The organism is Haloferax sp. s1 (genome assembly GCF_058382125.1).
The window spans coordinates 7,061-21,889 of sequence record NZ_JBZRPK010000715.1; the positions used below are offsets into that span (position 1 = coordinate 7,061).

At 60.5% G+C, this 14,829-nt stretch carries 12 protein-coding genes, 1 tRNA gene and 2 pseudogenes; 5 read left to right on the forward strand and 10 right to left on the reverse strand.

Annotated elements, in window-relative coordinates; all coding sequences use genetic code 11:
* Both QT222_RS20360 and QT222_RS20365 read right to left on the reverse strand, forming a co-directional pair.
* Window positions 1-343 (reverse strand): NUDIX hydrolase (locus tag QT222_RS20360; protein ID WP_491478212.1); only part of this gene is annotated, 343 nt, incomplete at its 3' end.
* A gap of 71 nt (window positions 344-414) precedes the next feature.
* Window positions 415-1,146: a profilin-fold protein gene (locus tag QT222_RS20365; protein WP_491478213.1), complete on the reverse strand. Its 732-nt coding sequence runs from the start codon at window positions 1,144-1,146 to the stop codon at window positions 415-417.
* Between the two features lie 205 nt (window positions 1,147-1,351).
* On the opposite strand from QT222_RS20365, the gene QT222_RS20370 reads away from it, so the two are divergent.
* Window positions 1,352-2,230, forward strand: coding sequence for a CPBP family intramembrane glutamic endopeptidase (locus QT222_RS20370; protein ID WP_491478214.1), 879 nt, complete (start codon window positions 1,352-1,354; stop codon window positions 2,228-2,230).
* Window positions 2,231-2,242: 12 nt separating this feature from the next.
* Here QT222_RS20370 and QT222_RS20375 read toward each other — a convergent pair whose 3' ends face one another.
* Window positions 2,243-2,860, reverse strand: coding sequence for a class I SAM-dependent methyltransferase (locus tag QT222_RS20375; RefSeq protein WP_004059481.1), 618 nt, complete (start codon window positions 2,858-2,860; stop codon window positions 2,243-2,245).
* A gap of 232 nt (window positions 2,861-3,092) precedes the next feature.
* Between QT222_RS20375 and QT222_RS20380 the strand changes: the two genes are divergently transcribed.
* Both QT222_RS20380 and QT222_RS20385 read left to right on the forward strand, forming a co-directional pair.
* Window positions 3,093-4,250 carry an ABC transporter substrate-binding protein gene (locus QT222_RS20380; protein WP_491478215.1) on the forward strand — a complete coding sequence of 386 codons (1,158 nt, stop codon included), beginning with the start codon at window positions 3,093-3,095 and terminating at the stop codon, window positions 4,248-4,250.
* Window positions 4,251-4,605: 355 nt separating this feature from the next.
* A complete protein-coding gene (locus tag QT222_RS20385; RefSeq protein WP_004041873.1) occupies window positions 4,606-4,800 on the forward strand; it encodes a cold-shock protein in 195 nt (64 codons plus the stop codon).
* 135 nt (window positions 4,801-4,935) lie between these two features.
* Here QT222_RS20385 and QT222_RS20390 read toward each other — a convergent pair whose 3' ends face one another.
* The 6 genes from QT222_RS20390 to QT222_RS20415 all read right to left on the reverse strand — a co-directional run bounded on the left by QT222_RS20390 (window position 4,936) and on the right by QT222_RS20415 (window position 11,942).
* Window positions 4,936-7,134, reverse strand: a complete 2,199-nt coding sequence (locus tag QT222_RS20390; protein WP_491478216.1) for a hypothetical protein — start codon at window positions 7,132-7,134, stop codon at window positions 4,936-4,938.
* 639 nt (window positions 7,135-7,773) lie between these two features.
* On the reverse strand, window positions 7,774-8,787 hold the full coding sequence (locus QT222_RS20395) for a M48 family metalloprotease (protein WP_491478217.1): 1,014 nt from the start codon (window positions 8,785-8,787) through the stop codon (window positions 7,774-7,776).
* Window positions 8,788-9,462: 675 nt separating this feature from the next.
* Window positions 9,463-10,266: an alpha/beta fold hydrolase gene (locus QT222_RS20400; protein WP_004059477.1), complete on the reverse strand. Its 804-nt coding sequence runs from the start codon at window positions 10,264-10,266 to the stop codon at window positions 9,463-9,465.
* Window positions 10,267-10,648: 382 nt separating this feature from the next.
* Window positions 10,649-10,721, reverse strand: a tRNA-Pro gene (locus tag QT222_RS20405).
* A gap of 83 nt (window positions 10,722-10,804) precedes the next feature.
* Window positions 10,805-11,401, reverse strand: coding sequence for a tRNA (pseudouridine(54)-N(1))-methyltransferase TrmY (gene trmY, locus QT222_RS20410; protein ID WP_004059476.1), 597 nt, complete (start codon window positions 11,399-11,401; stop codon window positions 10,805-10,807).
* A 61-nt stretch (window positions 11,402-11,462) separates the two neighbouring features.
* Window positions 11,463-11,942 carry a hypothetical protein gene (locus tag QT222_RS20415; protein WP_491478218.1) on the reverse strand — a complete coding sequence of 160 codons (480 nt, stop codon included), beginning with the start codon at window positions 11,940-11,942 and terminating at the stop codon, window positions 11,463-11,465.
* A 142-nt stretch (window positions 11,943-12,084) separates the two neighbouring features.
* Between QT222_RS20415 and QT222_RS20420 the strand changes: the two genes are divergently transcribed.
* Window positions 12,085-13,971 carry an ABC transporter ATP-binding protein gene (locus tag QT222_RS20420; protein ID WP_491478219.1) on the forward strand — a complete coding sequence of 629 codons (1,887 nt, stop codon included), beginning with the start codon at window positions 12,085-12,087 and terminating at the stop codon, window positions 13,969-13,971.
* A 93-nt stretch (window positions 13,972-14,064) separates the two neighbouring features.
* Here QT222_RS20420 and QT222_RS20425 read toward each other — a convergent pair.
* Window positions 14,065-14,628 (reverse strand): annotated as a pseudogene (locus QT222_RS20425) (hypothetical protein); the annotation flags it as partial.
* A gap of 71 nt (window positions 14,629-14,699) precedes the next feature.
* On the opposite strand from QT222_RS20425, the pseudogene QT222_RS20430 reads away from it, so the two are divergent.
* A pseudogene (locus QT222_RS20430) lies at window positions 14,700-14,829 on the forward strand (IS6 family transposase); the annotation flags it as partial.

A 14,829-nucleotide genomic window follows, 5' to 3' on the forward strand; every position in this document is an offset into this window, starting at 1 on the left:
GCTCCCTGAGCAAAACTGATTCATCCTTTACGCTCTGTGCTCTTTTAACCTCCAGGGTTTCCCGTGGGATGTAGAAGTGATTCCGTTTCTGCTCCTCCTCGTGGTTCCCGGTGGGGATCCCTTGTTTCTCCCGAAGGACGTCAATATGCAGCTGTGGTTTGACGACGAGTTCGCCCGCGGACGTGAAGGGAAGGACCACGACCGCCGGTGGCTCGTCCACGTAGTGGAAGTCCGTCTCGGTCCCGTCAGGAAGTCGCACGTCGTCCATGCGGATGTCGAAACCGGGACACGAGTAGTCGATTCGCGTGTCGGTTGTCTCCCACGCGAGGTCGTCATCAGCCATAGATTCACGTGGCGGTGGTGAGTGCAAAAACGTCGCGGTCGGCGTACGGGGCCCTCCAAAGACGACGAATCTCAGTTCGTGCCGTCGAACGAGACCTGCGCAAGGTCGGCTTCTAACTCGTCGACGTACTCGTTGTACGCCTCGACGAATCCGACGAAGTCACCGGCGAGTTCCCGAACGTCCGGGGCTGACGGCGGTTCGTACTGCGAGAGCAGGTAGACACCTCCCTCACCGCCGACGCGGAGATACGACACTTGCGGGCCATCCCACTTTAGCTCCCAGCGGGTGCCGCCGACGCGCTGGGTGAACGTGCCGTACTCGCCGTCGAATCGGTTCAGTTCACCCGCGATGGTGTTTGCGACTTCGCGGATGGTGCCGACCAGTTGGTCCCGCTCGGCGACGATTTCCTCAGTCGTCGTGATTGCCGGGAACTCGGTCGGCACGTCGTCGAGAACCCCGTCGAGCGACTCGACGTGTTCGTTGTACGCCTCGACGAACGTCGGGTAGTCCTGCATCGCCGTCGCCAACGGCTTCGGCTCGGGCGGTTGCTTGGTCGAGACGACGTACGTCTCACCACCTGATTTGCCTTTGAACCGGAGGTACTGCAGCGCGCCCGCCTCGTACTTGAGCGTCCACTTCCCGCGGCGCGTCTTGAATGTCTCTTGACCGTAGTCGCCGCCCTGGAGGATAGCGAGTTCGCGCGCAATGGTTCCGGCGTGGGATTCGACCGCCGCGACCACTTCGTCCCGATTTTCGGCAACGTCGTCGACGCTCGTAATATCGAACGAGAGGGCGTCTGTCATTGAGGGGAGGACGCTACTGGAAGGGATAAGTGCGTCCGTCGCCGGGGGCGAACCGGTACGTCCGTCGCCGGGGGCGAACCGGTACGTCCGTCGCCGACCGCGAGCCGATGTGTCGCCGGGCGCGAACCGGCGCGTTCTCAACCGCCGGGAAGCGGCAAGGCGACATTTACTCTCGGTAGAGTATCTTCACTCGGAGCTGTAACGTATGTCCACACGCCCCTCCGAAGCGTCCTGGTTCGCCGTTCCAAACAGCCGTCGGGGGACAACCCGGTTGTTCCTCGCCGTCTTCGCCGTCGTCGGCCTGCTCTATCTTTTCACTTTCACTGTCGTCGTCGACCCGTGGGTAAAAGCGAACGTCAATATCCCTTTGTACGAGGCGACGGGAGGGTTCCTCCGGCCAGAGCTTTTGGTCTATCTCGGTGGGCTCGCCCTCGTCCTCGCGATTCTCAGGCGCGAATCGCTCCGGCCGAATGATGTCGGGTTAGATAGCACGAAGGTCGGGATGGCACTCTGGAGTATCGTCCTCGTCTGGGTCGTCGCACAGGGTATCATCGTCGCCGCGGCGTACGTTTCGACCGGCACGATTCCCGGACCGTCCCCCACACTCTCAGGGGGTCCCGTCGTTCTCGCGGGGCTGGTGGTCACCGAACTGGCAGGTAACTCGCTGTTCGAGGAGGTCGTCTATCGCGGCTTTCTCGCGGAGCAGGTTCGTCTGTACGTCGAACAGCGAGGAGACTTCCCTGCGACACCGACGCTGGGGCTCGCACTGCTCGGGTCTCAATCTGTATTCGCCCTCGTTCACGTACCCGTTCGTCTGTACCAGGGTGCGACACCGACGCAGACGCTCCAGAGCGTGGGCCTGTTGTTCGTACTCGGAGTGTTGTTCGCGCTCGTCTACTACCGAACCGGGAACCTCCTGCTCGCAGTCGGGGTCCACACGCTCAACAACGTCCCGCTGTTCGCGTTAGGGAGCCCGGTCAAGTGGCCAATCTGGGTTGCAACTGGGGTTGTCCTGTCCGTCTGGCCGCGGTTGGAGACGGCGTTGCTGGCGAGCGCAAGCGCCGAGTCGACGACACACCCATAACAGCCTCGTTCGTCACTCGTCTCGTCTGAACACGCGCAACGTGTCGTGTTCGCCGCGTTCCGACTCTACTTGGACGAATCCGTACTGAGTAAAGATATCTCGCCAGTTCCGATAGTAGAGTGGGAAGTCGTACTGGGTGTCGTTGACTGACCTCCCGTCCGTCGACTGGTGTTCGTCCCCCTCGTTTTCGACGGTGATGAGCACATCACTCGTACACCGAGCGAGTTCCTCAAAAACCCATTCGTCGTCCGGGTGGATGTGCTGAAGCGTCTCGATGGAGTAACTGGCGTCGAACTGCTCGTCGTCGAACTCGGTGACGATATTCTCGATAGCGTCGGCGTAGAACGTGCCGTCGGCGGCGAGGTCGGGATACGTGTCGGCCATTACCTCGAACGAGTCGGCGTTGATATCGACGCCGGCGAGGTTCTCGAAGCCGTGTTCGTGGAGGTGCGAGAGGTGGCGTCCCGGCCCACAGCCGAGTTCGAGGATTACCGCAGTCGGGTCGAGAAATCGCTCGAAGAGTCGACGTATCGATTCACTCGCCTCGTTTGGTCCGTAGTACGCGTAGTATTCTGGCGAAAACTCTCCCGACCGGCCTTCCCACTTGCGACGAACGTCGTTAGCATCCACAGGTATCGACACGGCCGCTCCACGGGTAAAGCCTCGTCGGAGACGGTGGCTGTCTTTCGAACCACAGAATTGTCAGCATGACAGAATAACTCGCAAATCTTTGAAATACGAGACAAGCGTGTGTATAACCGGAACATCATTCGATACAGACACCACATATAATAAATTTCACACCTTTTTGGCCCACCTAAATTCGGAACGTTTATCAAATGTTAGGTGGCCCTAAAAACACATGAACCGACGGCGTTTCATCGCGGCAGGCGGAACAGCACTTGGGGCGATATTGGCTGGCTGTACGGGCCAAACTGAAAACGGGGGCGAATCGACGCCAACAACAACGTCCACATCTACTTCGACCCAATCGGAGTCGACAGAGACAACGACGGCAGAATCACAGTCCTACACTGCCTCGATGGAACCGGTCGGTGAGGTCTCATTCGACCAAGTGCCAGAAACGTGGGTTGCGAATAATGGGAGTTGGGCCGACATGGGTATCGCGCTCGGACAGGAACCGCCCAAAGGAGTCTGGCTCACTCCGCGCTATCACACGCACTATTACGACGACATTCCAGGACTGAGCGTCGATAAGAGCGATATGGTGTCCCTCTCACAGGGCGGCAGCGTCAGTAAGGAAGTACTCTACAAACTCGACGGGGACGTCCACATTATGGACCCCAACTTCCTGATGAACCGCTTCAAGGGGTGGGAACAGAAGGACATCGACGAAGTGCGCGAGAACATTGGCCCGGTGTTCGGTAATACGGTCTTCTCGACGGATTACCCGTGGCATGAAGATTACCGGTACTACACCCTGATGGAGGCCTTCGAGAAACTCGCGCAGGTGTTCCAGCAACAGGAGCGCTACGAGGCGTTCGAGGCGGTCCACGATGAGTTCCAGACGAACCTCGCTCCAGTTGTGCCCGGCCGAAGCGAACGCCCATCGGTGGCTGTCACCTGGGCCAGCGGTGACGCACCGGGGAAATTCTATCCCTACACAATCAGCTCTGGAACGAGCTTCAAGCATCTCCGCGACCTCAAAGTAAAGGACGCGCTCGCGAAGACAGACGTTAAAGACTTCCACAGTAGCCGCGGGGCAATCGACTACGAGACGCTGTTGGAGGTCGATCCCGAAGTGTTGCTCATCCGCGGGCAAGAAGCCAAGACCGCCGAGGAATTCCAGAACACGGTCGTCAAGCATATGAAAAACCATGAGGTGGCAAGCAGCCTCACCGCAGTCAAGAACGATAACGTCTACCGTGCGGGTGGTCTCTACCAGGGTCCGATTACGAATCTCGTGGTGACCGAACGTCTGGCGGCCGACCTGTACGGCGCTGATGCAGAGCTATACGACCGTCAACGCGTTGCCGACATCGTCAACGGCGACTTCTGACGCGACGGCCGAAGCAAAAACGAACCACGCGCCATCGTTTCGTTCGGTAGATATTTTGGAAATATTGAAATTTCGAGTATTCGGGTCGCACCCCGGCGAGACACCTTCTGCGCGGCCGTTGCTCAAGTGAGATTTCGTCGGAGACAGCGACCGTCTTTCGAGCCTCAAAACTGCTGATACCACAGAAGGGCGTGCAATCCTCTTCGAAGCACTAGGTCAGCGCGCACAGAACCGACATACTAGAAACAAATGTCTACTGATACCGCTGTTTCAGAAAAGATTCACAGAAAAATGCACCCATGACACTACGACCCTCACAAGTCTTATCCGTGAAGGGCGTGTGTGTTCAAAAGCAATGGCGAAAGGAAACGTTGATTTCTTCAACGACACTGGCGGCTACGGTTTCATTTCGACGGACGATGCTGACGACGACGTGTTCTTCCACATGGAAGACATCGGCGGCCCGGACCTCGAAGAAGGCACGGATGTGGAATTCGATATCGAGCAGGCCCCCAAGGGCCCTCGCGCGACGAACCTCACGCGTCTTTAAACTAATTTAGTACGCCGCACCTCGCGGCAGAACGATAACACACACTTTCTATAGCAACTCAACCGGTGAGCGACGTGTCGCGTCGACACTGAGAGACTGAATTTCCAAACAGCACCTGCTGGCGCAGTCGCGACCTCAGAGTTTGTTTGCGTTCTGCGCCTGCTCAGAGCGACGACGGGACTGGGTAAGTCGACGCTCGGTCGCCTGAAAGAGTTCGTCCGGGAGGTCCGAACGAGCCGCGGCTAACCGCTCTGCAACTCGTTCGAGCCGCGAAACGACGGTGTCGAGGTTTGCATCGGCCTGCCCGCGGTCACCCGCGTCGGCGCGTTCCGCTGCCCGCCGAGCAGCCTCGGCGACGGCACCGAGCGCCTGTGCAAGCCCCTGAACAGCATTTGATGCACCACCGTTGTCGGTCTGCTGGTTGCCAGTCGATGTGTCTCCGTCGTCGGTCTGCTGGCTGTCGGTCCCGTCGGTGCTATCGTCTACGTTGGCGACCGCCGCCTGCGTCTCTTCGGCCACGTCGGCGAGGTACGACGCCAACGACGCCTTTCCGGTTCGGGGGGTGTCGATGCGGACGGCGTCGGCGATATCCGACCCCGGCTCGGAACTGTCCGAATCGACGTTCGGGTCCGGGTTCACGCGGAAGGCCCCAATCTCGTCGTCGGTGTCGCGAACCTCGACGGTGTAGGCACCGCCGCGGTGGACGTAGACGGCATCCGGACCCGAAAGCGGAGCATCGTACAGTTGGCCGGCGAAGTCGTCTTCCAGCGCGAGGACCGTGAGGTCGCTGTCGGCCCCGTCGGCGTCGACCTCCAGTTTCGTCGCCGACTCGCGGGCGACGAGCGGAATCTCGCCGTCGACACCAGCCGCCACGAAGCCGTCTTCGGACTCGCCGACGCGAACACTCTCGCTGTGCGGCGCGACACCCGCCCCGTTGACGGTGATTCGATGCTCCCCCGCGGGTACGTCCTGTACTATGCCGATGCCGCCGAACGTCGGAGCCGCCTCGGGGTCGCTTTCCAACAGCAACACCGACTCGACGGTCGGTTCCTTCGTCGTTAGCCCCTCGCCGTCGGGTGCGTCGTCGGACGTGACCGCATCTGTAACTTCCACGAAGACGGTGTTCAGCGTCGATGGCCCGTCGATACTGTCGTAGCGCTCGGCCAGTGCGGCCCGATGACTCGGGTCGGAGATGTCCGCCGCGGGATTCTCATACCGCGATTGGGTCCACGGCGTGCTCGTCGTGGTGATGTGGCTGGCGATGGCGTCCTCGGCGAACGACGGCACGGCGAACTCGAAGCTCAGTTGCGGCCCGACGAAGTCAGCGATGTGTTCGACCTCGCTCGTCGGGACGAGCGTGTATTCCACGTCGGCGTCGGCGGCAGTGGCGGTGTTAGTATCAGCGTTCGGAGCGAACACCAATCCCGTCGAGCGCTCCGGCAGGTCCGCCGGCGGGGAAGTGAGTGCGTCGAACGACCGGACGGTCAGCGCCTGGTCAACGAGGTTGTCCCGAGTCACCGAGGGGAGTCGCTCGTTCTCGTACAGTGGAACGCCGTCGAGTTCCGGAACGACGTACGGCAATCGCGCCCCTTCGTCCCGCGGCAGTCCGTAGGCGACCGGAATCTCCTCGAGGTCCTCGAGGCGGTCGAGTGCGCGGTTTGTGATGTCCGCGAACGTCTCGCCGGTCGGCAGTCGCTGGAATCGGTCGGGCCTGTCGTTGAGCGAGAGCGCACTCGAATGCGAACCGAGTTCGGAGAGGATACGCGGCGGTCGCTCGGGGTCCGGGTCGAGGAACTCGTTGTTCGGCACCTTCCGCGAGTGCGAACTGGCGACGTAGAGCTGCGGCACGCCAACGGACTCACCGGCTTCCGTGTCGACGAAGACGTGCAGTACCTCCCAGTCGTGCCAGTGGAAGTTCGTCGAGAACTGGTCGAACGCCGAGTACAGCCAGTACTGAACCACCGCGAGCGGCGAGTCGTCGTACTGGACCACGTTGTAGAACACCGTCGGGTCCGGTGCCTGCTCGCCCGTCTCGTGTTTCCGTTCGTGGTAGCCGTTGAAGGCGTCGAAACCGGAGACGACCGTCTCGCCGTCCTGCTCTGTGGTGTACGGACGCGGGTCCGTCGGGAACCACTGTTCGGCCGCGTCGAAGTACAGCGTGGGCGCGAACTGAGTTGCGAGTTCCCGGGCGGTATCGGCTCCGACCGCCGATGTTTCCTCGTCGCGGCTCTTCGCATCGCCGCCGAGGGCTGAACACCCCGCGAGCGACCCGATACCGGCGGTTGCGAGTGCGCCGAGGACGGTTCTGCGGTCGAGTGGTGAGTTGTCCGTCATTGCGTCACCGTTGGGAGGGTATTCGCATCGGATACCAGTCTCTCAGCACCGCACCGTGTCTTCGTTGCCACACGGACAGGGCGTATCATACCGGGTGCAACCAAGGCCGGGACATAGCTCTTTTGTCACGGGAGTTACGAGATGGCAGCTTTCTAAGGAGTGTTTAGCCCGCGATATGCACGAAGAATCGACTCACATACGACGCATAGAATACCTCTCTTTCGCCTGCTTCAAGTGGAACTCCAACGCCCGAGGCAGCCCTTCTGTACTTGCTCGGACCACCAGCGTGTGCCTCCAGACACGCTTCCGAAGGTGCCGTACCACACAACGGAAAGACGGCCCGTCTGGCGGATTCACCCATCTGCTCACAGGTTAGTCTGAGCCATCACTACCGCAACTACATTCGGATCGCAGCCGGTTGGTATGTAACTGGAGGTGAAAGACACGGGTTGGTGGAGAGTGTTGCCACTCACACGGAGCGGGCTATCTTCTTTCGGTGGGAGAATTCCACAGTTTACGGCGGGCGTGAATCACTGCTGACACATCGGCTGAACCAAACCAACCTACTCTCGTTGCCAGTCTGCTGAATAGAATCGCTTCACCCAGTTCAGCAGCCGAAGTACAAGATCGAGGACTCCGTTACTGGCTGTGACGCTCCGTGACTGTCACCGATTCGTTCGAGGACGCAGTCACCGCGACCGAGTCGAGGAACATCTCGTTTCCTGCCAGCAGAACCGTCGTCTCCGGTGCGACGCGCTTGAACCGATATCGGTACGCATCGGTATTCGCTCGCTGCCGGTCGAGATGGCGTTTCGCCGCATCCTCGAACTGGTCCGCCTCAGCTGGCGAATCCCACCGGTGGGCCCACACGACGCCAACTGTGTCAGCACCCTCCGGACCGAACTGATAGTACGTGTCGTTGCTCCAGCCCGCTGTGGCACGGGTTGCCCGTTCTTCTCTCAGTGAGTCCCGTAACATAATCCGGGTAGCGAGTTCACCCCACGTCTGGGTTCTCGTGACCGACTTGTTCACTGAGGCGACGACCGAAAGCGGGGCCGTTCCGGAACCGTTCGCATGCAGTACTTGTTCACTCGTCGCCCGCGGAGTCCGAACCACTGCAGGAAGCTCCGATGGGGAGTCGGCCCGCCGGTCGTAGTATTGCATCCCATAGAAGTACGGGGCAAACGTGTATCGTTCCGCCGTTGACGAGGTATCATATCTGGTCTGGCGACGGTCGGATGGGAGGTCGAGATAGCGGCGTTCGTACGCCTTCTGCACGTACTCTGCCATCCCCTCACGAAGCGTCGTCGCTACCATCCAGTCCTTCGAGGAAGGACCGGAGCCGTTCCGACGGAATCGCTGGTCTCGGCTTTGTATCGCGTGCCCGTATTCATGGACGAGTATCGCTTCCAGCTCGTCAGGTGTCGACTGGTTTACCGTCCGTTGGTAGATAACGACGGTGTCGTTCAACGGGAGGTACGCCCCACCAATGCCAGATTGACGCTCTTTCGAGACGTTCGTGAAGACACGCAGATATCGCGGAAGTCCAAAGTACCCAGTTGACTCGACTTCGATGACCTTGATGGACGGACGCTGTTGTATCTGTGTGCCGACCATCTGTGTCGTTCGATTCCACGCCTTCGTCGCATTCACGCCAGCATCAGCCAGCGGTCGAACTGAGTCCGAGGCACTCGTCGTGGGTGCTGACTCCGAGGGAGAGGGAGTGGGTGTGGATGTGGGTGTGGGGGAGGTGGTGGTAGTCGTTTGGGCTCCGCTACAACCAGCAAGCGCGACGAGGAGAACCAGTATGATCGTCGCGGTAGACCGGCGGAATTGCCGGTCACAAACTCGTTGCATGAGGTTGGGTGGCTTACTTGGGGACATACGACCTAAGCATAAATCGTCTGTCACATAAAACCCGGAACTAATTCGACAGACGCTAAACTCACAGTGGGGACCGGGTGATTGTGGTGTCGAGTCCGAGTCCAGTCGGTGAGTCTCGTCTCTGTACTGAGTGGCTGTTTCAGAGGCAATTCCGAATACAGAACCCCTACTACCAGCGTCTACCACGGTAAACGAGTTCGGCGTCGAACTCGCGATGGAGGACGCCAAGCACGGTTCCGACATCAGATAGTTAGATATGGACTCCGGTTCCGGGAACCTCAAAATGTGAGGCCCGAATTCTCAGCGGGTCTACTTGGGGGTGAGAATATTTGTTCTCTCGACTTGGGTTCTAACATCATCCCCAGATACCTAGTCTTTAGACCGGGATTTATCTGTATGTTCGCTTACACTTGCGTCTAAACAAGCCCCAAGGGCGCGTATTGATCACAGTGTGTCGATGAACTGGCTCACGACCCGATTGAACCGTTCGGGTTCCTCGAAGCACGGTCCGTGGCCGCTGTCTTCGAACAGTTCGAACTGGGCGTCTGGAACGAGGTCCGCGACGTTTCTCACTGCCGCGACGGTCCCCCGTGTTGTTTCTTCGTCTGCCCCGGCGCACACCAACATGGGGACATCTATCTCGCGGAGGACGCGTCGGTAATCGCGTGTGACCGCATCGATCAGAATAGCACTTCTGATTGAGGCCGGCGTCCGAGAGATCTCGTCGAACTGTAACGTTTTCGTCTCGGCGCTGGGGTTTTTGAAGACCTGCTCCGTCATGCGTTCGATGAGGCTCGTCCGGTCTCCCTGCGCCAACGCGAGCGTGTCCTGGATTCCCTCCAGGTCGGTGAGTCCGTGATCGTAGTCATCCCACTGAAATCGAGATGCCTCCATGTCAACGTCGACCAGTCCTCGTATCCGTTCGGTGCCGAATTGATCCACGTAATCCCACGAGACGAGAGCGCCCAACGACCATCCAACGAGGACGACATCCTCAAGGTCTCGTTGTTCGACGAAGGTGTGAATATCGCGGGCATATTGGGCAACTGTGTGGCCCAGTTCCGTCTTCTCCGACCGGCCGTGACCCCTGAAATCGACGGCGACCGCGCGGTACTTGTCCGAGAGACCAGCTAACTGCGGCTCGAAAAAACGCAGGCTGTGCAACACACCGTGGAGAAACACGATTGGGGGGCCTTCGCCGTGATCTTCGTAATAGAGGTCTGCCCCGTTACACTGGACGTATGCCATGGTAGATTATACATTGTATTTAATGATAAATCCGCTCTTCAGACCAACGAGAGGTGGAGAAGTCTCTCTATTCAGCAGCCCATGCCTGTCAGTATCACTGTGGCTCACTACCGTTCATGGAGACTGTAAGAGCCTTTTTGATATTGTGAACGACACACTGATAACGAGTTCACGGAACTGCTTCCACCAGATGCGTGACCGCACGAATACCCCAAATTTCTGTTTAATCGCCGTCGGAGACGTGCCGTATCTCTGTGTGGTGTTGTAGAAGGGTTGTTTCGACGGTGTCTCCCGCCTTCCGAGAGGGCGCGAGACTCATGCCGACCACCCCCAGCAGTGGCTGGAAAGTGTAAGAAAATGCGGGAAAGGTGTATATACAGTATGGGCCGGCTCAGATTCGAACTGAGGTTACGGCCACCCGAAGGCCGAAGGATACCAAGCTACCCCACCGGCCCGCATTCTCACGCAAGCCACGGCCGCGTTTAACAGTTATGATTGGCAGCCACTGAACGACTCAGTGGCACACCTCGACCCCGATTCAGTACTGCGAATAGCCTTCTGTATCGAGGTAGTTGTGCGCCACCGTAATCGAGTGGTCGGCGTGGAGAATCTCCGGTCCGAGGCGAACCCGCTCGTCCGCTGCATCGGCCAACAAATCAGCCTCCTCATCGGTGAAATTGTTGTGGTCCGAGAGGACGAACAGGGGATTCTCCGGGGGTTCGACTTCGACCACTGCGTCGCCGTCTTCGTGGAGTTCGACGACAGTCGCGTCGCGGGCCGCTTCGTCGAGCGTCTCCTCGAAGCCCATCCGCCGGATGGAGACTCCCGGTGACGACTCGGCGGGCATGTGGCCGATTGCTTCCTCGCGTTTCTCCAGCGCTTTTCGGACGAGGGCGGCGGTAGAGCGCTCGTCGGGATTGAGTCGCCGAAGCTCCGAACCTTCGAACCGGACGGTGTACTCGTCGCCGAGGACGAGGTGTACGCGTACATCCTTGCGGATGTCGTGCGAGAGGAAGAACGCGGAGTTGACACAGCGACAGAGGACGTCGAGGCGACCGGCACCACCGGCGATGTCGTCGAGCGAGAAGTCGGGTGTCGTCGGCGCGTCGTGGCCGAGGACGATGAATTGGCGCATACCGCCGACTCCGCCGGAGAGGGCCTTAGCCCTGTCCACTCGCCGACGTGGGTGCGACCCGCTACCGAGTCGTGAAAGCGCACATTCCGTCGTAGTGGTCGGGATTGCACTCCTCGATGACGGAAATAGTGAGGCTGTGTCCGTCGCGGTACTTCGAGAACTCGGAGTCGTCGAGGTACTGGGCGTTCGCGACGACGCAGTCGGCGTCGCGCGACGTGACTGACCGTTCGTTCCAGTCACCGCCGTCGACGCGGACGCCCACCGAGTAGTCGCCGGGTGTGTCGTCCCAGTCGCAGTCCGCGACTGCGCCGTAGTTGAAACTGCCTGTTCGCCCCCGAACGTCGTGAGACGAGTAGTGGACTTCTGTTCCGTCTCGAATCACCAGCAGGTCGAACTCGTGGGGTTCGGTGTCGATGTTGTGGACGCCGAACCACCCGAGACGAACCGAGGGGCCGAGCGTCTCTTCGAGTGACGAGATGCACCCTGCAGTGAGTGCCGTGGTCGTCGCGCCAATCGAAGCGAGGAGGGACCGGCGGTTCATTACATCCGTTCTTGAGGGCAGTGTGAAATCGATTGTGGTGTTATATCGTTGAAAAGTGGGCGTAGAGAACCCCCACCACGCGCGTCATATACTTCTGGACGCTTACCTCGGGTAAGTGAGCACTCAATCCGGACGCGACCCGATGGTCCGTCTGTTCAGCGAATACGGTCGGGAGAACCTCCCGTGGTTCGTCGCCGGACTGATAGCGAGCGTCTTCGGTCGGCTCGTCGGCGTCGTTCCGGCGCTGGTGCTGGGCGTCGCCATCGACGCGGTGTTCTTCCAGAACGCGCCGTATCGCCTCCCGCTCGTTCCGGGAGAGTGGATTCCATCGACTGTCGCCGGGCAGTTCTGGCTGAGCTTCTGGCTCGTCATCGGAGCGTTCGCCGCCGGTGTCGGTCTCTCGTGGGTGCAAGGACTCGGCCTCGCAGTCTACTCGAATCGCGTCCAGCACGCCGTTCGCGTCGACACCTACGACGCGCTCCAGCGGCTCGACATGGCGTTCTTCGACGACAAGCAGACTGGCGAACTCCTGTCGATTCTCAATAGCGACGTGCGCAACCTTCGGACGTTCCTCGACAGCACGCTCTCCGGCGGCCTGCAACTCGTCGTCGCCGTCGTCGGTATCGCGGGCGTGCTGTTCTACCTGAACGCCCAACTCGCAGTGGTGACGCTCGTGGCCGTCCCGCTTCTCGCCGTCTTCACCGTCTGGTTCATGCAGACGATTCGGCCGATGTACCGGTCGCTCCGTGAGAGCGTCGGCGCGCTCAACACCCGCATCGAGAACAACGTCGCCGGAATCGAGGTCATCAAAGCCTCGACCACCGAGCCCTACGAGACCGAACGCGTCGCCGAGGCGTCGATGGACTACTACGAGCGCGCGCTCGCCGTGGTCAGACTCGACTACCTCTACCAGCCGTCGATGGAACTCCTCGCGGGCGTCGCCTTCGCGGCCACCTTCGCCATCGGTGGCGTCTGGCTCATCTTCGGCCCGCCAGCGCCCTTTACCGGCGACCTCCTCGTCGGTGAGTTCGTCACGTTCCTCTTTATGACCCAGCGATTCATCGACCCCCTCTCGGGAGCCGGTCGAATCGTCAACGCCTACGAGAACGCCCGCGCGTCGGGTGAGCGAATCTTCGACCTCGCAGACCGCGAGGTCGTCGTCGCCGACGACCCCGACGCCGCGGTTCTCGACCACATCGAAGGGCGCATCGAATTCGACCGCGTCTCGTTCGCCTACGCCGACGGCCGCGAGGTGCTCGAAGACGTGTCGTTCGCGGCCGCACCCGGTGAGACAGTCGCACTCGTCGGCCCCACCGGCGCGGGAAAGTCGACCGCCGCAAAACTCCTCTTGCGCTTGTACGAGGTGACAGACGGCGCGGTCCGAGTCGATAGACGCGACGTTCGGACCATCCCGATACGGGACCTCAGGTCGGCAGTGGGCTACGTCAGCCAAGACGTCTACCTCTTCGACGGGACGGTCCGCGAGAACCTCCTGTACGGGACGTTCGACGCTACGAGCGAATCCGAGATGGTCGCGGCCGCGACAGCAGCCGAAGCCCACGACTTCGTCTCGCGGCTTCCGAACGGCTACGACACCCGAATCGGCGAGCGCGGCGTGAAACTCTCGGGCGGCCAGCGCCAGCGTCTGTCTATCGCCCGCGCGATGCTTCAGGACCCGCGGATTCTCGTCCTCGACGAGGCGACGAGCGCCGTCGACACCGAGACTGAGCTACTCATTCAGCGCGCGCTCGACCGATTGACGGCAGGGCGAACGACGCTCGTCATCGCCCACCGTCTCTCGACGATTCGACACGCCGACCGTATCGTCGTCCTCGACGACGGGCGAGTCGTCGAATCCGGTACACACGACGAACTGGTCGCACGAGGCGGGCTGTACGCGACGCTCTGGGGCGTCCAATCGGGTGATGTGGAGGCGATTCCGCCCGAGGCACTCGACCGCCTCGTCGACCGTCTCAAGGCGAGCGACGGATTCGAATCAGCGGCGACGACAGACGGCGGCGACGAGTGAAGTATTGGACCTACGTCGCAGTGTCCGACTTGAGCGTCCGCTCTGCGGTCGAGAAAATGAAAAATGATGGCTGCGCGTGTTCAGAAAGCGAGCTTACGCGGGGGCGCGCGGCGGACCGGAGTTCTGGCCGGTCGAGACCGGTGCCGGAGCGCCCTCGGTCTTGTCACCAGTGACGAGGAAGTCGGCGAGGTTGCCGACGAGGACCTCGTTGTCGGCCTCGTAGGCCGATTGGGTGGACATGAAGTCGGAGTCACCGATGGCGACGACGTTGTCACCCTGCACGGCGACGGTGAACGGCCCCGACTGACGCGAAGTCTCGATTCTCGTCTGGTCGCCCGTGGCGAGGACAGCCGAACCGGCGTCAGACGAGAGGGAAACCGGTGCAGCGTCGCGGAACACGACCTTGTCGACGCCTTCCGTCAGCGAGCTGTTGCTCTGCGGCGTGGCGTAGACGTTCTGGTGGTTCAGGTAGTAGTCGTGCATGTTGTACAGCGACGACGACCCGAACGTGATACCGTAGTCCGAGGTCAGTCCAGCGTCACCGCCGGACCCGCCTCGCGGCATGGGTGCGAAGAGACCGAAGATGCTCATGCCTTCTGCGGACTGCGGGTCACCGATGAGGGCGACTCGGCCGCCCGCGTCTTCGAACTTCCGAAGAACGGGCTCTGTGGCACTGTCTAGTTAAGCCAGTTTGAGGAACGAGCAGGTCGTTGAGTTAGTTGGTCAAGATGCTCGCAGACCTGCTCAGCGAGTGCTTTGAGACGGATTATGAAGAAACTTGGGAGCGTGAGCGGACGGCGACACCCGTCAGGGTGTTCGCCGTCCAGCTCCACGCGACCGGGTGTTCACTTAGAGAGA